Genomic DNA, 23964 nt, shown 5'->3' with positions numbered 1-23964 from the left:
CACTGTCGTGCTGACCTACGGTGACTTTCTCTAGGAGAAAACGCTTATGTCCGATATCACCGAACCACCAGTAGGACCGCCTCCTGGTTCGACCACCAATGCCGAGGGTGGAGACCGGATCGATCCGGTCGACATTCAAGAGGAAATGCAGCGTAGCTACATCGACTACGCGATGAGCGTCATCGTCGGCCGTGCGCTACCCGAGGTCAGAGACGGCTTGAAGCCGGTCCACCGCCGGGTGCTCTACGCCATGTACGACTCGGGCTTCCGTCCCGACCGCAGTTACGTCAAATCCGCACGCCCCGTTGCCGAAACGATGGGTAACTACCATCCGCACGGCGACAGCTCGATCTACGACGCGTTGGTCCGTTTGGCTCAGCCGTGGTCGATGCGCTACCCGTTGGTCGACGGTCAGGGCAACTTCGGATCGCGCGGCAACGACGGCGCCGCCGCAATGCGTTACACCGAGGCACGTCTGACTCCGCTCGCGATGGAGATGCTGCGTGACATCGACGAGGAAACCGTCGATTTCATTCCCAACTACGACGGCAAAACCCAAGAGCCGACGGTACTTCCGTCGCGGGTGCCCAACTTGTTGATGAACGGGTCCAACGGAATTGCCGTCGGTATGGCCACCAACATTCCGCCGCACAACCTGCGCGAGCTCGGTGAAGCAGTGTTCTGGGCCCTCGACAATTTCGAGGCGGACGAAGAAGCCACCTTGGCCGCGTGCATGGAACGCGTCAAGGGCCCGGACTTCCCGACACACGGACTCATTGTCGGTGGCCAGGGTATCCAGGACGCTTACTCCACCGGCCGTGGATCCATCCGGATGCGCGGCGTCGTCGAGATCGAAGAAGACTCCAACGGTCGCGCGACGATCGTGATCACCGAGCTGCCCTATCAGGTCAACCCGGACAACATGATCACTTCGATCGCCGAGCAGGTGCGTGACGGCAAGCTCGGTGGCATCTCGAAGATCGACGATGAGTCTTCGGACCGCGTCGGCCTGCGCATCGTCGTCACAATCAAGCGCGATGCCGTCGCGAAGGTGGTGCTGAACAACCTCTACAAGCACTCCCAGCTCCAGACGAGCTTCGGGGCAAACATGCTCTCGATCGTCGATGGCGTCCCGCGTACGTTGCGTCTCGACCAGATGATCCGTTACTACGTGAGCCATCAGCTCGAAGTGATCGTCCGCCGCACGCGATACCGACTGCGTAAAGCGGAAGAGCGCGCACATATCTTGCGCGGATTGGTCAAAGCGCTCGATGCGCTCGACGAGGTCATTGCTTTGATCCGCCGCTCTCCCGACGTCGATTCCGCCCGCACGGGCCTCATCGACTTGCTCGAGGTAGACACGATTCAGGCCGACGCGATCCTCGCGATGCAGCTCCGGAGGCTTGCTGCCCTCGAGCGTCAGAAAATCATCGACGAGTTGGCAGAGATCGAAATCGAGATCGCCGAGCTCGAGGACATCCTTGCCAAGCCCGAGCGTCAACGCCAGATCGTGCGCGAAGAACTCGCCGAGATCGTCGAGAAGTTCGGCGACGACCGGCGCACCCGGATCATCGCATCCGACGGCGACGTCAACGACGAGGATCTGATCGCACGTGAGAACGTCGTGGTCACCATCACCGAGACCGGTTACGCGAAACGGACCAGGACCGATCTCTACCGTTCGCAGAAGCGCGGCGGCAAGGGCGTTCAGGGTGCGGGACTCAAACAGGACGACATCGTCAGCAAGTTCTTCGTCTGCTCGACGCACGACTGGATTCTCTTCTTCACCACCAAGGGGCGCGTCTATCGCGCGAAAGCTTACGAGCTTCCGGAAGCCAACCGCACCGCCCGTGGTCAGCACGTTGCCAACCTGCTCGCCTTCCAGCCGGACGAGCGGATAGCTCAGGTCATTCAGATCCAGACCTACGAGGATGCGCCGTACCTGGTCCTCGCGACCAAGGGCGGTCTGGTCAAGAAGTCCAAGCTCACCGACTTCGACTCCAACCGAAGCGGCGGCATCGTGGCAGTGAACCTTCGCGGTGAGGACGAATTGGTCGGCGCAGTGTTGGCGTCCTCTGATGACGATCTGCTTCTCGTCTCCGCGCAGGGCCAGTCCATCCGGTTCTCGGCTACGGACGAAGTATTACGTCCGATGGGTCGGGCGACATCCGGTGTGCAGGGCATGCGATTCAACGGTGAAGATCGGCTACTGTCCCTCAATGTCGTCCGCGAAGGCAAGTACCTTTTGGTCGCAACTTCGGGTGGCTACTCGAAGCGGACAGCGATGGAGGACTACCCGCAGCAGGGCAGAGGCGGAAAGGGCGTGCTGACGATTCAGTACGATCCGAAGCGTGGCACGCTGGTGGGGGCTCTTATAGTCGACGATGATGACGAGCTGTATGCCATCACATCCGGGGGTGGCGTTATCCGTACCGCGGCTAAGCAGGTCCGGAAAGCAGGCCGACAGACGAAGGGCGTTCGGTTGATGAATCTCGGTGAAGGCGACACACTGCTCGCTATTGCCCGCAATGCCGATGAGCCCGAGTTGGGCGCTGAGGGCACCGAAGAAGATGCACCGAAGGAGTCGTAGTGAGTACTCCCAACAGGCCCGGTAGCAGGCCGGCCCCGCAGGGCGAACAAGGCGATGCTGCCGCGCGGCAGCCTGCGCGACCGCAACCGGCCGCACGGCCTCCTTCCGCAGCGGAGCCCGTGCGTACCCCGCCGCAGCAGGCACCACTGAGGCCGGCCGCGGCAGGATCGCCGCCGCCGCCGGGCGGTACACGTCCTCCGGCACGGCCGACGCAGGGGCCACAGACCCAGGCACCAGGCCGCTCACCGCAAGGGCCGCCGGCTCAGAGCGCCCCACAGCAGGGACCCTCACAGCAGGTAGTTCCTGGCCAACGACCGAGTACCGGCGCTACTGCGCCTGGTCCACAGACCGACCCGGCAGCCTCGGCCCCAACCGAACAGCGTGCACAGCAGCCCGCCTCACCGCGGTCGCAGAATCCACCGGGGGCCCCGACTTCACCGGGTGTCCAGCCTCCGGCCGGGGTGCAGCCTGCACCTCGACCGACTGCGGCAGAGCCACCGCCGACTCAGGCAGCACCTACGGTGAAAGGTGTGCCCGAGCGCCCGCGGGAGACGCCTTCGGCGGCTGCAGCGCCGGAATCGGCGTCGGCACCACTTGATCCGCAGAGGGCCGGAGGTCAGCAACCTTCGACCACGGCTCTGCCGAAAGAGCGCACCGATTCTGCGGGTCCGCCGGACGGTGCGGGGGCCGACAGGTCTGCGCAGGGAGCGCCACCGTGGCAACGGGGTCAGGTTCAAGGTCAAGGTCAGCACGAGACAGCGCGACGTGCGCAGAACCAGCCGCAGACCAATCTGTCGACTCGAACTGGTGCGTTGCCGGCCGGATCACCTGCCGATGGACCAGTCACACCCACCGCGCAAGCTCGTGGCGAAAGTCCTCGTGGCGAAAGTCAGGGGGCGAAGGCTCAGCGGCGGGAAGATGCCAAGTCGAAGGCCGCCGTCATCGACGGTCCGACTCGTCATATCGAACGCAAGGATCTGGCGAAGGACATGCCGGACTTGTCGTCCGTTCGACATCCCGCGCCCAGTAGCGAGGCACAGAAGGCTCCTGCCCCGGTGGCGGTTGCTGCGCGGGTAGAGGGCGAGCCGCTCCGTGCCACGATTCAGATCCGGAAGATCGATCCGTGGTCGACCCTGAAGATCTCGCTGGTGATCGCGGTGTCCTTGTTCTTCGTCTGGATGGTGGCAGTCGGGCTTCTGTACGCCGTTCTGGACGGTATGGGCGTGTGGGACCGACTCAACAGCGCCTTCACCGAAATCGTCAACGAGGACGGCGGTGGTGGACTGGTGAGTGCAGGCCAGGTGTTCGGCTACGCAGCCGTCATCGGAATCCTCAATGTGGTGTTGTTCACTGCACTGACGACGATCGGATCGTTCATCTACAACTTGTCGTCGGACCTGGTCGGGGGCGTCGAAGTGACGCTCGCGGATCGTGACTGACACGGCGTAAGACGGCACCGCATCGAGCCGTTTTGGAGTACAGCGGCTCGATGCGGTAACCTCACTCCTCGGTTCGAGGAGAATAATTTCCTCGAATTAATCGGTCCCTGTGACCGAGGTTCGAGGGCCTATAGCTCAGGCGGTTAGAGCGCTTCCCTGATAAGGAAGAGGTCGGAGGTTCAAGTCCTCCTAGGCCCACAACCAGAAGGCGGAGAGGATGAGATTCGTGAAGATTCTCTTTCTCGCCGGTGCGGTTGTGACAGTGTTTTTGACAGTGGTGAAGCTGCGAGCTGTACGTAGCGGAGACGGTGTCTGGCACGAAGTCACAACTGCCTGAACGTCCTATGGTGAGGTGAAACCGGTTGGTAGAGACCGGTTGTTGCAAAAGGTGAGTGAACATGTAACGTGTTGTTCGCTCGCCGGTTGGACCCGGGGCCTTAGCTCAGTTGGTAGAGCGCTGCCTTTGCAAGGCAGATGTCAGGAGTTCGAATCTCCTAGGCTCCACAGTTGTACGAAGACACAAGATGACGCCCAGCATCAGCTGGGCGTCATCTTTTTTGTCTGCCGGATATGGTGGACATTCGAGCTGATCGCCTCGACACACCGATCTCGAATGTGATTTCTCCGCCGACTTCTCAACCGGATCGGGTGTCGTCTGTAAGTGTTAGGGTCCGGCACGTAGAGCGCGTCTGCCTACGTTTCACATGACCCGACCATGGGAGGTGGCCATGCCGAATCGAAGTCGACGGAGCAGGCATCTGGAACGCCTCCGCGTGTACCCGTGCGGGGCCAATAGCGCGTGAGAAAACTCGAGCTCGATGAAGCGGCCCTGACGCTGCTGGTTTTCGTCGTCGGAACGACGCTTCTTTCCATCGCAGGCGTAAGCGCATCGTGGGGCCAACTGGGCATAGCGGGCCGGCTCGCGGTCCTCGCGTCGTCGGCACTCGGCATTGCGTCCGCGATAGTGCTTCTGAGATCGAAGCAGCCGAGCCCGAAGCGCATTATCGGCAGCGTTACCTTCATGGCGACCGTCGCTCTGGCGTTGACGTCGTCGGTCAGTACCGCACTGCCGACCCTTCTCGTCAGTGTGCAGTCCGCGATGTTCCTGGGCATGCATGTCGGGGCTTTCTGGTCCGAGCGCAATGCGGGTATGTGGGCTGCGTTCGTGGCGCTTTCGGCGGTAGCGGGTACCTCCGTGGCGCCGTACGATCCGCCGTTCATCGCGTACATACTCATTGCGCTCGGCGTAGTCGGCTCCACCGAAGTGTTCGGTACCTTCGCCCGGCGGATGCGCCATTCGGCGACACACGACGTTCTGACGGGGCTTCTCAATCGCTTCGGATTCGAGTCCAAGGTAGACAAGATGCTTCCGGCCTGCGCTGCTCGCGGTCTGTCTGTCAGCGTGGCTGTGCTCGATCTGGACAACTTTAAGCAGATCAACGATGAATACGGGCACATCGCGGGTGACGTGTTGCTCTCACGCCTGTCGAAGGCATGGAAAGCCGAGCTCACGCGGCGGGACGTGCTCGGCCGACTCGGGGGCGACGAGTTCGTGCTGTTCATGCCGGGTGTTCACGAGGCAGAGGCCTGGTACATCATCGAGCGGCTTCGGCGCGCGCATCGTGCCGAGTGGAGTGTCGGACTGGTCTGCATGCCTGCTACGTGTCGTTGGGCGGAGATATACCGGTCGGCCGACGCAGATCTGTATCGCGCCAAGCGCAGTAGACCGGTAGCGCCAAGGCAGCCCGGATCGGCTGAAACCGAGTCCACCGGCGAACCGGAGTGGAGAATACAGCGCTGACGCACCGCTCCAGAATTCATCCACAGCCTGTGGATGGATTCAGCCCCGCGAGCTGGAAAAAGTGTTGACTGTGTTCTCACGTCGACCGACCGGACGACGATCGGGCAGTCGACGGGGGATGTGCGCATGGTTACCTGGAGTGACGTTCGGCAGTGGGACCCGGAAAAGATAGGGCTGCTTGCGCGCACACTGGTCCGCACGTCGGACGGGCTGATAGAGGATATGGCCACGCTCGAGCGATTGTCCGAGACCCTCGAGTGGACAGGGGCAGCCGCGGATGCAGCGCGCACAGAAATACACAGCGCTCGTGACGGGTATGTTCGCGGCGCCGATCAGCTGATGTCGATCGGAACCTGTGTCGAGGATCTTGGCTATGCGATGTATCCGCTCGTGGCTTCGGTTCTCGACTGCGACCGCCAAGCCCAGGACAGTGACGCCGACATCACCGACGAGGGCGGGGTTGTGGATCGAATGCCGCTGTACTCCAGCGCGTCCGAAGATGCATGGAGTCTCGGTCGTGATCGGCTCCGGCGAATACGCGATCTGCGGGAAAGAGCCACCGAACTGCTGACGCGTGCTCGATACCTCGACTCGCAGGGAGCCGCGACTCTGCGGACACTGTCCGGTTCGGTATCGGCGACAGGAGCGGACGTCTCCACGATCCCCGCTGCTGCAACAGAATTCAGAACAGCAGTTCCGACCGAGACAGCAGTACCCATGGGAAGGAGTGCGCCCGCAAACGCCGCATTCTGGGATTCGCTCACGAGGGCTGACAGGACCCGACTACTGGTCGAACGACCCGATCTGATCGGAAACCTGGACGGGATTCCGGCGGTGGTCCGGGATTCTGCAAACCGTCGGATGCTCGTCCGCGAAAGAATCCGCCTCGAAAAAGTTGCCGCCGACCTTCAGAATCGCTTGAACAACAACATCTTCGGTGGGATGTTGGACAATGCCGACGCGGGGTTGGCGCAGACACGTAAGCGTTTGGCTGCGCTCGACGCGATCACGGCCACCCTCGACCAGGGTGATCGCCAACTGCTGGTTCTGGACAATCGTAGTGGCGAGGACACCCTGGCCGCGATCGCGGTGGGAAATGTCGACACCGCTACTCATGTGGCGGTGTTCGTGCCCGGCCTCGACTCGGATGTCCAAGGGGACTTGCGGCGATACGACGGCGATATGGATTCATTCAAAAAGACTGTCGAACAACTACTTCGAAAGGATCCGCCGGAGACCGCGGCGTGTGTGACATGGATGAACTACGAGGGTCCGCACCTCGGTTGGAACCTGTTGAACCCGAACCGTTCCGTCGTCTCAGGCTCGGCGGCGATCGCCGGCGGAGAGCGGTTGTCGACATTTCTCGACGGACTCGATGCCGCGCGTGCCGAGGACCCACATTTGTCTTTGCTCGGTCATTCCTACGGTTCGCTCACCGCCGCGTATGGGGTCCGCGATGCCGACGACACAGGCGTCGACGAGCTGGTTGTTCTCGGGTCACCAGGATTGGGAACCGGCGCTGTCGCCGACTTGTCCGTACCGCCAGGTCACGTATTCGTCGGTGAAGCATCCGACGACAGGGTCGCGGACCTCGGGGCCTTCGGCACCGATCCGAGCAGTCTCGACGGCACGGAAAAGCTCCCTACCGAAAGCTCGGGATACCTACCGGCCGAGGGACATGGAGGGTATTTCGCCGAGGGCACCACGGCGCAGCACAACAGCGCGCTGGTCGTCGCCGGGCGCGCCTCCGAATTCGTCGGAGGCTGACCGGCATCGACCGACGGTCACCGCTAGGGGTGTTCGAGGGCGCCGGGCTGCCCGTCGGCAGCGTGGGAGACCTCCGACTCGTAGTCGGCGAGACTGGGCGGCGCGTCAGCGGGCGGCTGGAAGGTGTTGCGACGTCGAGTGGCGAGAACTGTGACGCCGGCGACTGCTCCGAACAACGCTCCGAATACCAAGATCCGCTTCGTACGAGGTGAGACGCGAGGTCCGCCTTTTCGCTGGGCCGGACCGCGCTGCTTACGTCGGGCAATTTCGCGCCGGGCAAGCTTCAGTCCTCTGGTGGAGAGCTGGAGTCCGACGCCCGCTGCACCGCCACCGAAAACTTTCGCAGCCTGCACGGCAGAGCCACCAGTGGTCACCGCAATTCCACGAATCCGGCCGGATTTCGATGTGCTCGTCATGCCTTCACTGTTCCATATGCAGGCGCAGAGCCAGGAATGAACACATCGAAGGACCGTTGCCGACCGCTCCGTAGCGTGTCAATGGCACGATGGAGGGGTGACTTCACCAAACAAGACCTCTACTGCCACGTTGCACACCAACCACGGCGACATCATCATCGATCTTTTCGGCAACCATGCGCCGAAGACGGTCGAGAATTTCGTCGGGCTCGCGGACGGATCGAAGGACTACACCTCGACGAACGCGTCCGGCGGAAAAACCGGACCGTTCTACGACGGCGCTGTCTTCCACCGCGTCATCGACGGCTTCATGATCCAGGGCGGAGACCCGACCGGAACGGGTTCGGGTGGACCGGGCTACAAGTTCGGCGATGAATTCCACCCCGAGCTCTCGTTCGATCGCCCCTACCTGCTGGCCATGGCCAACGCGGGTCCGGGCACGAACGGATCGCAGTTCTTCATCACCACCGGCAAGACCCCGCACCTGAACCGCAAGCACTCCATCTTCGGTGAGGTGACGGACGAGGCGTCGAAGAAGGTAGTCGATTCCATCTCCGGAACTTCTGTCGGCCGCGGCGATCGTCCCGTCGAGGATGTCGTCATCACCAGCATCACCCTTGCGTGATCGCTCTCTCCTGAAAAACGTTCACATCACCACTTCAGGTGCTGAAAAAAATTCACCGTAGAGGAACCTCACCATGACCGACCCCGGCTGGGGTGGCGCGCCCGGCGATCAGCCAACCCCACCCCAGTCGAGGTGCGTCCGGCATCCCGATCGAACTACCGGACTGGCGTGCTCGCGATGCGGACGCCCTGCGTGCCCCGAATGTCTACGGCCTGCAGCCGTCGGGCAGCATTGCGTCGACTGTGTGCGTGACGCCAATGCCTCGGTCCGGCCGATCCGTACCGTCGCCGGTGCCCGGGCCGGATCGACGTACGGACTCGTCACGTACATCCTCATGGCCCTCAACGTGCTCGTCTTCGCGGTGACGGCGATGCAATCGCGCGATGTGATGGGCAATACCGACGCGTCGCCGCTGTTCAATGCCTGGGCGCTGGTTCCACCATCGGTAGCGACCGGTGACGTCGAGCGCCTCATCGGCAGCGGCTTCCTGCATATCGGGCCGATCCACCTACTCGTCAACATGTTCGCGTTGTACATCATCGGCCGCGATGTCGAAATGATTCTCGGTCGAAGCCGATACCTTGCGGTCTACTTCGTCTCGCTACTGGGCGGCAGTGCCTCGGTCATGGTCCTCGAAGCCCCGCTCACCGTCACCGCAGGAGCTTCGGGCGCGATCTTCGGGCTGTTGGGTGCACAAGCGGTCATTCTGCTGAAGCTTCGCCGCAGCCCGACGCCGATTCTTGTGGTGATCGGCCTCAATATCTTCATCAGTATCTCGATCCCCGGAATTTCGCTCTGGGGACACATGGGTGGCCTCGTCGCCGGTGCCGCCGCGACCGCCGGCATCGTGTTTCTGCCCAGCCGACTGCGAACACCGCACATCGGGTGGATCGCCGTCGGTGCCGTCGCAGCCGTGTGCGTCGCAGTCATCGCAGTTCGCGTGCTGTCGCTGCGCTCGATGATGGGTCTGTAAAAACTCCTCCAGCATCGTCGGAACAACCCGCCCGGCTCGTCAGCCCGCGGGAACGAAGCCGTGCCGGACGAGCTCGTCGAACACTGTCTCCGGGCTGATTCCGAGATCCCAGCGACCGAAGATGATCAGCCGATCCTCGGTGTCACCCGCGCGTTGGACGTCGATTTCGATCATCGGAACGCGCCGCCCGAGTCGGGGGTATCGAGCGAGCTTGATTCGCACGATCTCGCTGGGGACGTATGCCTGCACTCCCGACAGGCGCTTCATCGACAGTGTTCCGTCGACGATCGCCAGTCTCGGCCGCTGAAGGGCAGCGAGCCCCGCGATCGTCCACAGGCCGATAGCCGCAATCGAGATGAGAAGTTGGCCCGTGGCGTCGGTACCGGTCAACAATGCCGCTCCGAACAGTGCGAATCCGCCCAAGATCATAGCGATGACAGCCGAAAGTGGCGTCGCCCAGCTCAATCTATCCACAGGCTGTGGAGACTCGGAAAAGTTATCCACAGGCTTTATCCACATTGGGGATGAATGACACGCGTGTAACTAACCGTCGACGGGACCTTCTCATCGCCACTTCATGGTCATGACGAGACCGACGACCATGAAGCCGAAACCGATCAGAAAGTTCCACGCACCGAGGTTGTTCATCCACGAGATATTGTCGGCAGCCAAGTAGTACACAATGAGCCATAGCAGCCCTACCAGCATGAATCCGAGCATCACCGCCACGAAGAGTGGACTCGACGGCCCGGCCTTCAGCGCTCCGGCGGATCTGGTGCCGGGGGCGATGGTGTAATCCTTCTTCTTCCGAACCTTCGATTTCGGCATGTTCAACCCTTCGTAGTGTGCTGACGCTCGTACAGACGACTTACCGGTACACGACCCGTCGACCTGTGGATAACGGTTGTGGACAACCGCAGCAGGTAGCGTCCTCGATAGTAGAGTTTCGCACTGTTATTGCCCCAACACTGCTTTGTCTGGCGTTGTTATCCACAGGCCCGGTTTTTCGGACCGGTCACCATATGCCCACACACGCTAGCTCAGTGCAATCTCACGAGAGAGCATCGGATGAAACCATGATCGAGGAATCGACGACCAGAGAGCGCGTCGCGGCACGTGGCTGGCAGATCCTGGTCCTCGTCGTGTGTCTTGTCGTCGGGGTGCTCCTGGCGACCACCAGGGTCGTATCTCAAGGTGACGAAATCCGGCGAAGCGACACCACCAGGTTGTCGGATCTGGTCGGAGCGGCCCAAAGCAGCAGTGACGACGCCGAGTCGATCAGAAACGACCTGGCCCGGCAGGTCGACGACCTGCAGCGCACAACGGGATCCTCGGACGTCGAAGTGGGACGTGTGCTGGCCGCGGCCGATCCGCTCGCCGCCCAGGCGGGGGTCGAGCCGGCATCGGGGCCAGGGGTGGTCGTGACTTTGACCGACGCAGCCCGGGGCCCGGACGGGCGGTACGCATCGGACGCGTCGCCGGACGATCTCGTCGTGCACCAACAGGACGTGCAGAGTGTGCTCAATGCACTGTGGACCGGTGGTGCGTCGGCAATGGCCATGCAGGATCAACGGATCACGAGCCAGATCGCGCCGCGCTGTATCGGTAACACGCTTCTGCTGGGTGGGCGCACGTACAGTCCGCCCTACGTGGTGACGGCCTTGGGAGACCCCGAGCGGCTCTCTGCCGCGCTCGGCAACAATCCAGGTGTGCGGGTCTTTCGGCAGTATGCGCTTCGTTACGGGTTGGGTTTCGAAGAAACCCGTTCCGACGCCCTGACCGTGCCCGGATTCACCGGACCGATACGGATCGGATTCGCCCAGCCTGCCCGGTGAGAGCCTCTGCAGTAGTCCGCCACAGGTTCGCCAAGGACATCGGGGCGATTAGTACTTGCCGCGCTCACCTATCCTTGCCCCATGCGCATTCTGGTCGTCGACAACTACGACAGCTTCGTTTTCAACCTCGTCCAGTACCTGGGCCAACTCGGAGTCGACGCGACCGTCTGGCGTAACGACGACGACAGGTTGACCGACCGAGCCGCCGTCGTTGCCGACTTCGACGGCATTCTGCTCAGCCCAGGGCCGGGAACACCACACCGAGCTGGAGCCACGATGGATCTCGTGACCGCGGCCGCCGCGTCCGGTACTCCACTGCTCGGGGTGTGCCTGGGGCACCAGGCAATCGGCGCGGCCTTCGGTGCGACCGTCGACCGCGCGCCCGAACTACTGCACGGAAAGACCAGCAGTATCCACCACACGGGCGTCGGCGTCCTCGAGGGACTACCCGAGCCGTTCACCGCTACTCGGTACCACTCGTTGACCGTCGTCGAGGACACCATTCCCGATGAACTCGAGGTGACCGGACGCACCGACTCCGGCCTCGTGATGAGCATGCGCCATCGGAAGTTGCCGATACACGGCGTCCAGTTCCACCCCGAGTCGATTCTCACTCAGGGTGGCCATCGGATGCTGTCCAACTGGCTCGCCGTCTGCGGACTCGAGCAGGACGAGCGCCTCGTGGTCGAACTCGAGGCACAGGTCGCACTCGCGTTCAGCTGACGCTCTACTTACCGGGGCGGAATTCCCAGCGTTCCCACGTTCACGTTGAGCGACTGGGACTTGGTGATTTCCGATCCGGCAGGTTCGGCCTGATTGACGATTCGCCCCACCAGAGTCGGGTCGAGCTGACTCCGCGGGGTCGAGGTGATGTTGGCCGAGGTACCCGTCCATCCGGCTGCCTCGAGTGCCGACAGCGCTTGAGCAGGCGTCATCCCGACAAGATCGGGCATGGGGATCTTGTCGCCGTTCGAGACGCGCAGTGTCACGGTGTCACCTTCGGCGGCGTTCGATCCACCTGTCGGGCTCGTCGAGACAACCTCTCCGACGGTCTGACCCGAGTCGATGTTCTCGATCTGAACCTTGAAGCCGGCAGCCTCGATGTTGGGACGCGCAACGTCGACCTGCTGGCCAGTGACATCGGGAACTCGGATCTGCGACGGGCCACTGCCCAACGTGATCTTGACGGCCGAGCCGACGGTGATCCCGACACCGGTCGACGGATTCTGTTCGACCACCTTGTCGAGATTTTCCGGTGTCGAAGCCGCTCGTGCCACGGAAGTGTCGAGTTCGAGACCGATTGCGGACAGTGCCTGAGTTGCCTGTTGAGCAGTCTTACCGGCCAATGCCGGAACCTGCACCTGCTCCGGGCCGGTGGAGATATCGAGGTCGACCGTGCTCGGCAAATCGACCTGTGTTCCGGCGGGCGGCTGCGACGCGATGACTCTGCCCGCAGCGATCGTGGGATCTGGCTTCTCGCGGGTCTGGAATCGAAGTCCGAGGTCTGACAGAGCGGAAGTCGCCTCCGCGGTCGTGAGATTTGCGACGGTGGGTACGGCGACTCGATCCGGTGAGGAATCGCCGCCGAGAGACAACAGAAACGCGGTGATGATGCCGACCACGACTATCGCCGCCAGCGCGATCACTGCTATTCGCAGTCCTCGACGCTTCGAGGTGTTGTCTTCGCCGCGTTGCGTCGGAGGCTGCTCGGCCGGCCGGTCGGTGTCACCCGATCGGAACTGGGGCTCCCGCGAGTCCATCGAGCCGAGGATCGTGGTGCGGTCCTCGTCGTTCATGACGGTGGGCGCCGAGGGGCGCTGCCCGCCGAGCACTCGTACCAGATCGGTGCGCATGTCCGCTGCTGACTGGTAGCGGTTGGCCGGGTTCTTGGCCATGGCCTTGAGAATGATCGAGTCGAGCTCCCGCGGGATCGCAGAATTGACCGAGGACGGTAGTTGCGGATCTTCCCGCACATGCTGATACGCGACGGCCACTGGCGAGTCACCCTTGAACGGGGGCTCACCGGTCAGGACCTCGAACAGGACGCAACCGAGCGAATACACGTCCGAGCGGGCGTCCACCTGCTCGCCTCTGGCCTGTTCGGGGGACAGGTATTGAGCTGTGCCGATCACTGCGGCGGTCTGCGTCATCGGATTCGCGCTGTCGGCAATCGCGCGGGCGATACCGAAGTCCATCACCTTGACTGCACCGGCGTTGTTGATCATGACGTTCGCTGGTTTGACATCGCGATGCACGATTCCGTTGCGATGGCTGAAGTCGAGAGCCGCACAGACGTCGGCGATGACCTCCATCGCATGGCGCGGTGTCATCGGACCGTCGGCGCGGACGATGTCACGCAAAGTATTGCCGTCGACGTACTCCATGACGATGAACGGCAGCGGGCCGGCTTCGGTCTCGGCCTCACCGGTGTCGTAGACCGCCACGATCGCTGGATGGTTGAGAGCTGCGGCGTTCTGCGCCTCGCGTCGGAACCGAAGATAGAACGTGGGATCGCGAGCGAGATCCGCTCGCAGCACCTTGATGGCCACATCACGGTCGAGTCGACTGTCGCGCGCAAGGTGGACCTCGGACATGCCACCGAAGCCGAGAATCTCACCCAACTCGTAGCGGGAGGAGAGATTGCGGGGAGTCGTCATGGTTGTCCTTGTCGATCAGGTCCGAGTTGAGGTGTGGAGGCGCCGCCGGGTCCGGTGTCACCGGTATTTTCTTCGTCACCGGCACCGGGCAGCGACGGGAGAGTCAACTGCGGCAGGGTGAACCCACCACTTGTCGTCGTCGCCGCTGGGGCCGTCGTCGTGGTCGTCGGCGGCGCGGTGGTCGTGGTCGTCGGTTCCGTCGTGGTCGTAGTCGGCGGTGGCGTGGTCGTGGTGGTTTCCCGGGTGGTGGTCGGTTCCGTGGTGGTCGGTTCCGTGGTGGTGGTCGTCGTGGTCGGGGCAGGCTTCGTCGTAGTTGTCGGGGGCGTGAACGGCGCCGGCGATCCCTGCCCTCCCGTCAGCAGCACGTAGCCACCGATGATGACCGCCAGCACCAGGAGACCAGCGCCACCCCAAGCGAGGGCCTTCTGGGCGGAAGTCATCCCCGTCGGTTCCGGCGTGGCGGGAACCGCAGCGCCCGTGGACGGCCCCGTGTAACGGTTCTGCGACGTCGGCATCATCTGAGTGCTGTCGGGACTGACGCCTGCGGCGGCCACGACCCCAGGCATCAGAACGCGGCCGGTACCCGGACCCCGACCGTTTCCGGGAGCTGGAGGTCGTCGGCCGGCACGCACGGCGGCAACAGCGTCTGCGAACTCACCGCCGCTCGCGTACCGGGCCGCGGGATCCTTGGCCATCGTGATCTCGATGAGCTCACGAACGGACGGCGGCAGGTCGGCGGGCAACGGGGCGGGCATCTCCCGGACATGCTTCATCGCGACGGTGAGTGCACCGTCGCCCAGGAACGGCCGCGTACCCGAGAGCACCTCATAGCCGACGACACCGAGGGAGTAGACGTCGCTGGCCGAGGTGGCTTCGTCGCCGAGAGCCTGTTCGGGAGCAATGTACTGGGCGGTGCCCATGACCATGCCGGTCCTGGTGACCGGTGACGCGTCGACAGCTTTCGCGATCCCGAAATCGGTGATCTTCACCTGTCCCGCGGGGGTGATCAGAATGTTGCCCGGTTTCACATCGCGGTGAACAACGCCTGCCGAGTGCGCGACCTGAAGCGATCGACCGGTCTGCTCCAGCATGTCGAGGGCATGCCCGAGCGGCAGCTTCCCGATCCGTCCGAGCACAGCGTTGAGCGGCTCACCGTTGACGAGTTCCATGACGAGATACGCCAGCGATTCACCTGATTCGTCGCGCGTCTCGCCGTAGTCGTAGATCCCGGCGATACCGGGGTGGTTGAGTTGAGCCGTCGTGCGCGCTTCGAAACGAAAGCGCTGCAAGAACTCCGGATCCTCGGAGAACTCGGCTTTGAGGACCTTGACGGCAACGTTGCGGTCGAGACGATTGTCCATCGCCTCCCATACCTGGCCCATACCGCCGGTGGCGATGAGCCTCAGGAGCCGATAACGCTGTGCGATCACGGCACCGTTTTTCAGTGGCATCCGCTAGTCACCTCCCCTGTAATCCGGCAGCGATGACCGCGCGACCGATCGGTGCAGCCACCGAACCACCGGTCGCTGCGAGTGCGCGGTCGCCACCGTCCTCGACGAGTACGGCGATGGCAATCTTCGGTGCCTCGGCCGGCGCGAAAGCGATGTACCACGCGTGCGGTGGTGTGTTCCGAGGATCGGTCCCGTGTTCGGCAGTGCCGGTCTTCGACGCGATCTGCACTCCGGGGATCTTGCCCTGTGAACCGGCATTGTTCTCGGCGCCGATCATCAAATCGGTCAGAGTCGAAGCGACCTCCGTGCTGATGGCCTGGCCTTCCGATTGTGGCTTGGTGGTCGACAGGTCCGACAGATCCGGTGCCTGCAACTGACTGATCAAGTGCGGCGCCATCCGAACTCCGTTGTTCGCCACCGTCGCTGCGATCACGGCATTCTGTAGCGGCGTCAGCGCAACATCTCGCTGACCGATGCTCGTCTGGCCCAGCGCGGCGTCATCGGGGATGGATCCGATCGTGCTGTCGGCGACGGGGAGCTGCAAGGACGTCGTATCTTCCCCGATACCGAACGCGCTCGCGGTATCTCGAAGCGCATCGGCACCGGTCTTGATGCCGAGTTCGACGAAGGCGGTGTTACAGGACCGAGCGAACGCCTCACGTAGAGACGCCGTCGCCCCGCCACCGCACGTGCTGCCGTTGTAGTTCTCGAGGGTGGTCTGGGTGCCGGGAAGGGTGATGTTCGACGCCGCCGTCAGCTGATCGTCAGGTGTGGCACCGTTCGCGAGGGCCGCCGCCGTGTCGAGGACCTTGAAGGTCGATCCCGGTGGGTAGGTCGCCGATATCGCACGGTTCAGCAACGGCTTGTCAGGATCGGCGTTCAGTGCATCCCACGCCTCGGTGGTTTGTTGTCCGTCGTGGCTCGCCAACGAATTGGGGTCGTAGCTCGGTGTACTCGCCATCGCCAGGACGTTGCCCGTCGAGGGCTCGATCGCGACGACGGATCCGGTGTAACCCTTGGACGTGAGCTGGTCGTATGCCACCTGCTGAACTACTGGGTCGATGGTGGTCACCACGTTGCCCCCGCGCGGGTCGCGTCCGGAAATCAGATCGAAGAGGCGACGACCGAACAGACGATCGTCCGAACCGTTGAGCACCTGATCTTCGGTGCGCTCGAGGCCACTGCTCGAGTAGAGCATCGAGTAGAACCCGGTGACCGGCGCGTTCGCCAACGGGCTCGACGTCGCAGCCGGATTCGGCGGGTAGGCGCGCAGGTATTTGTATCGGTCGTCGGTGGCGAGCGATGCGGCAAGGACCTGGCCCCCTGCCGAAATCTGTCCGCGCTGGCGGGAGTACTCGTCGAGTAGTACGCGTGAGTTACGTGGATCGGTCCGCAGATCGTCCGCCTTGATCACCTGCAGGTAGGTCGCATTGGCGAGAAGGGCCACGATCATGACCATGACGGCGATGGAGACTCGTCGAAGTGGAGTGTTCACGGGCGTTTCACCATTTCGGTCGGCGCTTCCGCGATCGGCGTCGCCACCACAGGCTTCTTGTTCGGAACGGCGGGCTCACGCGCCGCGTCGGAGATCTTGATCAACAACGCCAGCAGTAGATAGTTGGCGAGCAGCGAGGATCCGCCGTACGACATGTACGGGGTGGTGAGTCCGGTGAGCGGAATCAGCTTGGTTACCCCACCCACCACGACGAACAACTGAATGGCGATGGTGAACGCGAGGCCGGCAGCGAGAAGTTTGCCGAAGCTGTCACGAACGGCGAGCGCGGTGCGCAAGCCGCGGATGATGAATACCAGGTAGAGGACCAGGACTGCAGTGAGTCCGATGAGTCCGAGCTCCTCGCCGACCGTCGCAATGATGAAGTCGGTCTTTGCGAACGGGACCTGCGACGGACGCCCACTCCCCAGACCGGTCCCCGCGAGGCCGCCTGTGGCGAAACTGAACATCGACTGGACGATCTGGTAGCCCGTGTCGTTGTAGTCGTCGAACGGATGCAGCCAGGTATCGGTGCGGATCTTGACGTGTCCGAAGACTTGATAGGCGAACAGGAAGCCGACCAACAGCAGCGCGAATCCGATGATGAGCCAGCCGACGCGCTCGGTAGCGATGTAGATCATCACCAGCACGGTGCCGAAGATCAGCAGTGAAGTACCGAGGTCCTTCTCGAATACGAGGACGGCGACCGAGACGATCCACACCAGCAGAATCGGACCGAGGTCGCGTGCACGGGGGAAGTCCATGCCGAGCACATGTTTGCCGGCAGTCGTGAACAGTTCACGCTTGGCGACGAGGAGCGAGGCGAAGAAGATCAGCAACAGGATCTTTGCGAACTCGCCGGGCTGAAGGCTGAAGCCGGGCAGCCGAATCCAGATCTTCGATCCGTTGACCTCGGAGAACGCCGACGGCAGCAGTGCGGGAATGGCGAGCAGTACCAGACCTGCAAGACCGACGGTGTAGCTGTAGCGCGCCAGCGTGCGGTAATCCCGCAACAGGACCAGTACGGCAATGAATCCTGCGATCGCAAGGGTCGTCCAGAGCACCTGCTGATTGGCGTCCGGCGACGGGATCTCCTGACCCAGGTAGGCGGCAGACTGTTGGTCGGCGAGATCGAGGCGATGGATCAGCACGAGGCCCAGACCGTTCAACAGCGCCACGATCGGCAGCAGCAGCGGGTCCGCGTGGGGGGCGAATCTGCGGACCGCGAGATGCGCCACCGTGACCAATGCCAGATACGCCAGCGAGTACTTGACGAGATCGAGGGTGATGGTTTGTTCTTGGCTTGCCTCTACCAACACCAAGGACATCGTGGTGATCACTACCGCTATCCCGAGCAACAACAACTCGACGTTACGTCGGTTCGACTGAACGGGTGCCGGAGCAAATCCTTCCGGCGGACTCGGAAAGGATGCCCCCGCAGACGAATTGGAGCTCATCAAATACCGGCCCTACAGTTCTGACCTGCTACTTGCGGTGCTGACGGTGCTGGGGTGGGCGTTGGTTCGGGCAGGACCGGTGGCGGGGCATCGGGCGCCGGAGGCAAGGCTGGGGCACCGGGTGGCGGGGGCACCGGTGGCACCGGTGTCGTGATGGCCGGGGTCGCAGACTCGGGTTCGCACAGCGGCAACAGATCACCGGAGGCGAGCTGCTTCATCTGTCCGTTCGCGTCGTCGAGCTTGCCCGACGGAAGTCCGGCTCGTACCTGTTCCCGAGCCGCGGGCACCAGATCGTCGACCTCGAAGACGTCACACGTGCTCGAGGCAGAATCAGGGCCGCGCAGGGTAAGCGTGCCGTCTGCGTCGAGGCAGCCGATGGCGTGGACCGTCTGAAGCGAGTAACCCAGTATCGAACCCGGCACTCCGCGCATGACGGCGACGCGGTTGTTCTCCTCGCCGACGTAGTAGTTGTTGCGGATCGCCGCATTGGCAACGAAGGCGCCGCCGACCAGCAATGCGATGAGCGTCAGCGCGACCAGCGACCAGCGGAGCTTGTGCGACTTCTTCTCGGGTTCCGGTGCGGGAGTGGCGATTCTCTTCGGTGTCGACCTCGGTGGCCGCATTGCCGCAGCACGACCGGCGGCGGTGTTGAGCGGCGGTGAGTACTCTTCTTCCTCGGTACTGGCCGCACCCCCGACGATCGGGTGACTCTGGCCGTAGTCGAGGTCGATGACGTCTGCGACGACGACGGTGACGTTGTCCGGTCCACCGCTTCGCAAAGCAAGTTCGATGAGGCGGTCGGCGCTCTCGGCGCAGTCGCCCTCGTTCATCGTGTTCTCGATGGTTTCGTCGCTCACCACGTCGGACAGACCGTCCGAGCAGAGCAGGTAACGATCGCCCGCACGAACCTCGCGGACGGTCAGCGTCGGTTCGATCTCGTTACCGGTCAATGCCCGCATGATGAGTGAGCGCTGTGGGTGTGTGTGCGCCTGCTCGGGTGTGATCCGGCCTTCGTCTACGAGCGACTGAACGAAGGTGTCGTCGCGAGTGATCTGCGAGAGCTTGGTGTCGCGAAGCATGTATGCCCGCGAATCGCCGATGTGAACCAGGCCGATCTTCTTGCCTGCGAAAAGAATTGCGGTGAGCGTCGTGCCCATCCCGTCGAGTTCGGGTTCGTCTTCGACCTGATCGGCGATGGACGCATTGCCCTCGCGGGTCGCGGCTTCCAGCTTGCCGAGAAGGTCGTCACCGGGTTCGTCGTCGTCGAGGTGCGCCAGGGCGGCGATCATCAACTGCGAAGCGACCTCGCCCGCGGCATGCCCACCCATCCCGTCGGCAAGCGCGAGGAGTCGCGCTCCCGCGTAGACGGAGTCTTCGTTGTTCGATCGCACGAGTCCGCGGTCACTGCGGGCCGCATAACGCAGTACAAGAGTCACGGGCGCAACTCGATCACGGTTTTGCCCACACGCACCGGAGTGCCGAGTGGCACGCGGACGGCAGTGGTCACCTTGGCTCGGTCGAGGTAGGTGCCATTGGTCGAACCGAGATCTTCGACGTACCAGTCACCCCCGCGTGGCGAGATCCGTGCATGCCTGGTCGACGCGTAGTCGTCTGTCAGCACGAGTGTCGAGTCGTCGGCGCGGCCGATGAGAACCGGTTGCGTGCCGAGCGAGATGCGAGTTCCGGCGAGACCGCCCTGTGTTACCACTAGATTCTTGGCAACCTTCTGTTTGTTGAACGAGGGAAGAACCTTCGAGCCTCGGGAATAGCGTGCCGGCATACGCATGCCGGATGCGGCGTATATGTCGCTACGTAGGGTTCGCAGGACGGCCCAGACGAAGTACCAGAGCAAGAGTAGAAAACCCGCTCGGGTCAGCTGCAGAATCAATCCCTGCACAGCCGTCCACCTCCTTTGCCACATCTGTGTCGACCAGCGTGGAGAACACGCCGGTTCCTTCCCCCATGCACGCACCACGTGCAGACGTTTTCACACACAGCATCCTAGAGAGAAGCTGTGTGTGTCGATCACCATACTGGCGGGGTGCGTTAAACGATGCGGACCAATATTTCGGAGTGTCCTGCGCGAATGACGTCGCCGTCTGCCAATTGCCAATCCTGAACGGATGCGCCGTTGACGGTGGTGCCGTTGGTCGAACCTAGATCAGACAACATCGCGACGCGTCCATCCCACCGAATTTCGACGTGTCGCCTCGAGACTCCGGTGTCCGGGAGCCGGAACTGGGCATCTTGGCCACGGCCGATGATGTTCTGGCCTTCGCGAAGCTGGAAATAGCGGCCGCTGCCGTCCTCGAGCTGCAATGTCGCGGCCAGACTCTGAGCGTCGTTGTACGCGGGCTCGGCGTAGCCGTAGTCGGGCTGCTGGTACCCGCCTTGCTGGTAGCCGCCTTGCTGGGACTGATAGTCGTAGGCGGGTTGCTGGTAGGACGCCGGTTGCTGGTAGGACGCAGGCTGTTGTGCGGGCTCGGCGTAGCGCTGGTCCCCGTAGGCCTGCTGGGGCTCTCCGTAGGCCTGCTGTTCGCCGTACGCGGGCTCGGCGTACGGCTGCTGGCCATACGCTTGCTGGTCCGAGTAGCCCTGCTGGCCATACGCTTGCTGGTCCGAGTAAGCCTGTTCGGGTGGCGGCTGAGCGGAGTACCCCTGCGCGTAACCACCCTGCTCGTAACCCTGATCCGAATACGCCTGCTGGTCGTACCCTTGATCGCCGTAGGCCTGCTGTTCGTAGCCCTGGTTGTACTGGTCCCCTCGCGGCTGCGCCTGCTGAGGGGAAGCCGCGGAATCGGCACCGTAAGCGCCGTTTGCATACGGTGCGCCGTTACTGTGCGCGTCGTATCCGTTCTGGTCGCGGGCCTGCGCATAACGCGGATCTTGGCCGGGAGCCGGATACCCGTTGCGGGCGCGCGGATCGGGGCGAGAGCCGTCGGCGGGTTCGCGTTGCGGGTCGTAGCCTGGGTTCTGCGTCATGGGGCCGGCTCCTGATGTCGACTTAGGTGGGGCTGACGGTCGCGGGGGGCGTTGGCCGGCCGCCGAGGCGTTTCCGGTTGCAGTCGACGATCGTCCCACATCGGGATCGACCGAACCACTGGCCCGGAACTGGCCGGTGTGCAAGGTGGGCGACGGTTCGAATCGAACCACGACATCCCCGTACGTTTGCCAGCCCTGATCACGAATGTAGTCACCGAGGTGTCGCGAAAAAGCTTTCACGGTCAGATCGTGATCTGCGGCGAGTCCGTCATGGTCGGAACTGTTGATGGTGATCACATAGCTGTTCGGTGCGAGGTAGTGGCCGCCGTCGAGCGGACGGACCAGATCCGACGCTTCCTGCTGAAGCGCTGCCTCGACTTCCTGCGGAACCACTCCGCCACCGAATACTCGGGCGAATACGTCACCGACCGCGCCTTGCAGCTTTCGCTCGAAACGCTGGACAATTCCCATGGTGACCTCTCCTCCCATCTAGTGCTCGGGTCTGCATTGTTCCTGCTCGAGGAACGTACTTCGAGTAGGAACCGAACGCGTGACCGCGAACGCGTGTCGGCTCGAGGTCTTCGTCCATGCATGATATACGTTGCGGGTCGGTAAATACCCGTGCGCTGAACGGTCGACATCTCGATTTCTTCGTCACCGGATGTGCATGTTAACGTTCACCGGTCACCCGGGCGGGTGGCGGAATGGCAGACGCGCTGGCTTCAGGTGCCAGTGTCCTTCGGGACGTGGGGGTTCAAGTCCCCCTCCGCCCACAACACTGGTCGCAGCTGATTCGTTCGCTGCGGCCAGTGGTTTATTTTACGACCGAAGTGTCGCGATGACCACAGAGAGGGCCCGGCCGAATTCATTCGGCCGGGCCTTCTTTTGTCGGCCTGGTCAGGCCCCCTTCTTGATCATCTCCGCGCACTTTTCACCGATCATCATCGTGGTGATGTTGGGATTGACGGCCACGATTTTCGGCATGATCGACGCGTCGGCCACACGCAAGTTGCGGACCCCTTTGACCCGCAACTGCGGATCCAGGGGTGTCTCGGGATTGTCGGCAGCGCCCATCGATACCGAGCCTGTGGGGTGGTAGACGGTGTTGTGGGTGCGAGTGATGTAGTCGGCGATCTCGTCGTCGGTGCGCACTTGATCACCTGGGAACAACTCCATTCCCGCCCATTCGGCCATAGCAGGCTTCCCGACGATCTCGCGGGCCAGCTTGATCCCGTAGGTCATGATCTGCATGTCGTACGGGTCCGAGAAGTACTTCGGATCGACACGCGGCTTGTCGCGGAAGTCTCGGCTGCGCAGACGGACCGTGCCGCGCGAACGTGCGTCCGTGACATTCGGGGTCAGACAGAATGCGTTTTCCGAGGTGGGATAGCCCTGGCGCAACGTGTGCATGTCGAACGGGGTGTTGCCGAAGTGGAACATCAGGTCCGGTCGGTCGCGTTCCTTGTCGATGCGGGTGAAGATTCCGATTTCCCACCACTGCAACGACTCGGTGACCATCGGCTTCTTCGCGTCCCAGGAGATGACGCCCTCTGGGTGATCCTGCATGTGCGAGCCGACTCCAGGTGAGTCCACCACTACCTCGACGCCGATTTCGCGCAGGTGGTCGGCGGGCCCGATACCGGAGAGCATGAGCAACTTGGGGGAGTCGATCGCGCCGGCCGAGACGATGACCTCGCGATCGGCGTGGATGGTGTCGGTGTGTACCAGGTCCGGGTTCAAAACCTGTACGCCCGTGCATCGTTTGTCCGCGTCGATGATGAGCTTCTTGGCCCAGAGTCCGGTGAGGACCTCGAGGTTGGTGCGCGTGTTCGTGATCGGGTGTAGATAGGACACCGATGACGAGGACCGCACGCCGTCCTCCAGGGCGTTCACCTGGAAGAACCCGGCGCCCTCGACAACCGTGCCGTTGTTGAACTGCACGGTGGGGATGCCGGCTTGCTCGCACGCTTCGAGAATCGCCACACCTGCCGGGTCCACGGCTTCGATGTTCCGGATGCGTACCGGCCCGTCGTGACCGTGGTGCGTGCCCGGTTGGTCGTTGTTCTCGAGCTTTCGAAGCAGCGGCAGCATCTGCTGGGAATCCCAGCCGACGGCACCGTACTTGCCGGCCCACTCGTCGAGATCCTCGGCAGGCGGCCAGAAAGCGATGCACGAGTTGTGTGAGGAACATCCGCCCAGCACCTTCGCCCGCGATTGGCGCATGAACGAGTTACCGCGCTCCTGCGGTTCGATCTGATAGTCCCAGTCGAAACCTGATCCGAGCAGTGCAGGCCAGCGGGTGAGCTGGAGGACGTCGTCGACGCCGACGTCGCTGGGGCCGGCCTCGATCAACGCGACGGTGACGGACGAGTCCTCACTGAGACGTGCCGCCACGGCCGCGCCGGCGCTGCCGCCGCCGACGACCACGTAATCGAATCGCTTTTCGGACATGTTTCTTGCGCCTCTCCTCTAACGAACC

19 protein-coding genes and 3 tRNA genes are annotated in these 23964 nt (G+C 62.9%); 11 read left to right on the top strand and 11 right to left on the bottom strand.

Annotated elements, in window-relative coordinates; translation table 11 throughout:
* Positions 1–46: 46 nt before the first annotated feature.
* The 6 genes from gyrA (at position 47) to E5720_RS10190 (ending at position 7597) form a co-directional block, all read left to right on the top strand.
* Complete coding sequence (gene gyrA, locus E5720_RS10215) at positions 47–2590, top strand: DNA gyrase subunit A (protein WP_136170574.1); 2544 nt, start codon at positions 47–49, stop codon at positions 2588–2590.
* Complete coding sequence (locus E5720_RS10210; RefSeq protein ID WP_247596256.1) at positions 2590–4029, top strand: DUF3566 domain-containing protein; 1440 nt, start codon at positions 2590–2592, stop codon at positions 4027–4029. The genes gyrA and E5720_RS10210 overlap by 1 nt, the downstream gene beginning before the upstream one ends.
* Before the next feature lie 124 nt (positions 4030–4153).
* A tRNA-Ile gene (locus E5720_RS10205) sits at positions 4154–4227 on the top strand.
* Between the two features lie 233 nt (positions 4228–4460).
* Positions 4461–4533: transfer RNA gene (locus E5720_RS10200), tRNA-Ala, on the top strand.
* 295 nt (positions 4534–4828) lie between these two features.
* A complete protein-coding gene (locus E5720_RS10195) occupies positions 4829–5830 on the top strand; it encodes a GGDEF domain-containing protein (protein WP_136170573.1) in 1002 nt (333 codons plus the stop codon).
* Between the two features lie 126 nt (positions 5831–5956).
* Positions 5957–7597, top strand: a complete 1641-nt coding sequence (locus E5720_RS10190) for an alpha/beta hydrolase (RefSeq protein ID WP_247596255.1) — start codon at positions 5957–5959, stop codon at positions 7595–7597.
* A 23-nt stretch (positions 7598–7620) separates the two neighbouring features.
* Here the strand turns inward: E5720_RS10190 and E5720_RS10185 are convergent, their stop codons facing one another.
* Positions 7621–8013, bottom strand: coding sequence for a hypothetical protein (locus E5720_RS10185; protein WP_136170571.1), 393 nt, complete (start codon positions 8011–8013; stop codon positions 7621–7623).
* Between the two features lie 97 nt (positions 8014–8110).
* On the opposite strand from E5720_RS10185, the gene E5720_RS10180 reads away from it, so the two are divergent.
* Positions 8111–8638: a peptidylprolyl isomerase gene (locus E5720_RS10180; protein WP_136170570.1), complete on the top strand. Its 528-nt coding sequence runs from the start codon at positions 8111–8113 to the stop codon at positions 8636–8638.
* Positions 8639–8711: 73 nt separating this feature from the next.
* Positions 8712–9611: a rhomboid family intramembrane serine protease gene (locus E5720_RS10175; RefSeq protein WP_136170569.1), complete on the top strand. Its 900-nt coding sequence runs from the start codon at positions 8712–8714 to the stop codon at positions 9609–9611.
* 39 nt (positions 9612–9650) lie between these two features.
* Here E5720_RS10175 and E5720_RS10170 read toward each other — a convergent pair whose 3' ends face one another.
* Together E5720_RS10170 and crgA are read right to left on the bottom strand one after the other, a co-directional pair.
* Positions 9651–10130: a PH domain-containing protein gene (locus E5720_RS10170; protein ID WP_210729990.1), complete on the bottom strand. Its 480-nt coding sequence runs from the start codon at positions 10128–10130 to the stop codon at positions 9651–9653.
* A 45-nt stretch (positions 10131–10175) separates the two neighbouring features.
* A complete protein-coding gene (crgA, locus tag E5720_RS10165; protein ID WP_084348242.1) occupies positions 10176–10439 on the bottom strand; it encodes a cell division protein CrgA in 264 nt (87 codons plus the stop codon).
* Positions 10440–10687: 248 nt separating this feature from the next.
* On the opposite strand from crgA, the gene E5720_RS10160 reads away from it, so the two are divergent.
* Together E5720_RS10160 and E5720_RS10155 are read left to right on the top strand one after the other, a co-directional pair.
* Positions 10688–11446 (top strand): DUF881 domain-containing protein, encoded by a 759-nt coding sequence (locus tag E5720_RS10160; RefSeq protein WP_136170567.1) that lies wholly within the window; start codon positions 10688–10690, stop codon positions 11444–11446.
* Positions 11447–11527: 81 nt separating this feature from the next.
* On the top strand, positions 11528–12169 hold the full coding sequence (locus tag E5720_RS10155) for an aminodeoxychorismate/anthranilate synthase component II (RefSeq protein WP_136170566.1): 642 nt from the start codon (positions 11528–11530) through the stop codon (positions 12167–12169).
* A gap of 8 nt (positions 12170–12177) precedes the next feature.
* On the opposite strand, the gene pknB is transcribed toward E5720_RS10155, so the two are convergent.
* From pknB to E5720_RS10120, 7 genes are all read right to left on the bottom strand, one after another.
* The gene (gene pknB, locus E5720_RS10150; protein ID WP_136170565.1) at positions 12178–14103 is read right to left on the bottom strand and encodes a Stk1 family PASTA domain-containing Ser/Thr kinase; all 1926 of its coding nucleotides are present in this window, start codon (positions 14101–14103) and stop codon (positions 12178–12180) included.
* Positions 14100–15554 (bottom strand): serine/threonine-protein kinase, encoded by a 1455-nt coding sequence (locus tag E5720_RS10145; RefSeq protein WP_136170564.1) that lies wholly within the window; start codon positions 15552–15554, stop codon positions 14100–14102. Before E5720_RS10145 ends, pknB begins: the two co-directional genes overlap by 4 nt.
* Positions 15555–15561: 7 nt before the next feature.
* The gene (locus E5720_RS10140) at positions 15562–17049 is read right to left on the bottom strand and encodes a penicillin-binding protein 2 (RefSeq protein WP_136170563.1); all 1488 of its coding nucleotides are present in this window, start codon (positions 17047–17049) and stop codon (positions 15562–15564) included.
* Entirely contained in the window at positions 17046–18503 is a 1458-nt protein-coding gene (locus E5720_RS10135) for an FtsW/RodA/SpoVE family cell cycle protein (protein WP_136170562.1), read from the bottom strand. The genes E5720_RS10140 and E5720_RS10135 overlap by 4 nt, the downstream gene beginning before the upstream one ends.
* Complete coding sequence (locus tag E5720_RS10130) at positions 18503–19939, bottom strand: PP2C family serine/threonine-protein phosphatase (RefSeq protein WP_136170561.1); 1437 nt, start codon at positions 19937–19939, stop codon at positions 18503–18505. The genes E5720_RS10135 and E5720_RS10130 overlap by 1 nt, the downstream gene beginning before the upstream one ends.
* On the bottom strand, positions 19936–20400 hold the full coding sequence (locus tag E5720_RS10125; protein WP_136170560.1) for an FHA domain-containing protein: 465 nt from the start codon (positions 20398–20400) through the stop codon (positions 19936–19938). Before E5720_RS10125 ends, E5720_RS10130 begins: the two co-directional genes overlap by 4 nt.
* Positions 20401–20549: 149 nt before the next feature.
* Positions 20550–21956: a DUF3662 and FHA domain-containing protein gene (locus E5720_RS10120; RefSeq protein ID WP_136170559.1), complete on the bottom strand. Its 1407-nt coding sequence runs from the start codon at positions 21954–21956 to the stop codon at positions 20550–20552.
* 219 nt (positions 21957–22175) lie between these two features.
* Between E5720_RS10120 and E5720_RS10115 the strand changes: the two genes are divergently transcribed.
* Positions 22176–22258 (top strand) — tRNA-Leu (locus tag E5720_RS10115).
* 124 nt (positions 22259–22382) lie between these two features.
* On the opposite strand, the gene E5720_RS10110 is transcribed toward E5720_RS10115, so the two are convergent.
* Positions 22383–23936 (bottom strand): GMC family oxidoreductase N-terminal domain-containing protein, encoded by a 1554-nt coding sequence (locus E5720_RS10110; RefSeq protein WP_136170558.1) that lies wholly within the window; start codon positions 23934–23936, stop codon positions 22383–22385.
* Positions 23937–23964 lie beyond the last annotated feature (28 nt).

It is taken from the genome of Rhodococcus sp. PAMC28707, assembly GCF_004795915.1.
Taxonomy (GTDB): Bacteria; Actinomycetota; Actinomycetes; order Mycobacteriales; family Mycobacteriaceae; genus Rhodococcoides.
Note: the sequence above shows the minus strand (reverse complement) of the source record. Positions and strands in the feature narration are given on the sequence as shown.

Excerpts from the sequence above, each read along its gene's own strand:
- E5720_RS10135 (WP_136170562.1), bottom strand. The coding sequence starts at position 18,503 with ATGAGCTCCAATTCGTCTGCGGGGGCATCCTTTCCGAGTCCGCCGGAA.
- E5720_RS10110 (WP_136170558.1), bottom strand. The coding sequence starts at position 23,936 with ATGTCCGAAAAGCGATTCGATTACGTGGTCGTCGGCGGCGGCAGCGCC.
- pknB (WP_136170565.1), bottom strand. The coding sequence starts at position 14,103 with ATGACGACTCCCCGCAATCTCTCCTCCCGCTACGAGTTGGGTGAGATT.
- E5720_RS10190 (WP_247596255.1), top strand. The coding sequence starts at position 5,957 with ATGGTTACCTGGAGTGACGTTCGGCAGTGGGACCCGGAAAAGATAGGG.
- E5720_RS10170 (WP_210729990.1), bottom strand. The coding sequence starts at position 10,130 with ATGTGGATAAAGCCTGTGGATAACTTTTCCGAGTCTCCACAGCCTGTG.
- E5720_RS10160 (WP_136170567.1), top strand. The coding sequence starts at position 10,688 with ATGATCGAGGAATCGACGACCAGAGAGCGCGTCGCGGCACGTGGCTGG.
- E5720_RS10185 (WP_136170571.1), bottom strand. The coding sequence starts at position 8,013 with ATGACGAGCACATCGAAATCCGGCCGGATTCGTGGAATTGCGGTGACC.
- E5720_RS10155 (WP_136170566.1), top strand. The coding sequence starts at position 11,528 with ATGCGCATTCTGGTCGTCGACAACTACGACAGCTTCGTTTTCAACCTC.
- crgA (WP_084348242.1), bottom strand. The coding sequence starts at position 10,439 with ATGCCGAAATCGAAGGTTCGGAAGAAGAAGGATTACACCATCGCCCCC.
- E5720_RS10145 (WP_136170564.1), bottom strand. The coding sequence starts at position 15,554 with ATGCCACTGAAAAACGGTGCCGTGATCGCACAGCGTTATCGGCTCCTG.
- E5720_RS10175 (WP_136170569.1), top strand. The coding sequence starts at position 8,712 with ATGACCGACCCCGGCTGGGGTGGCGCGCCCGGCGATCAGCCAACCCCA.
- gyrA (WP_136170574.1), top strand. The coding sequence starts at position 47 with ATGTCCGATATCACCGAACCACCAGTAGGACCGCCTCCTGGTTCGACC.
- E5720_RS10120 (WP_136170559.1), bottom strand. The coding sequence starts at position 21,956 with ATGGGAATTGTCCAGCGTTTCGAGCGAAAGCTGCAAGGCGCGGTCGGT.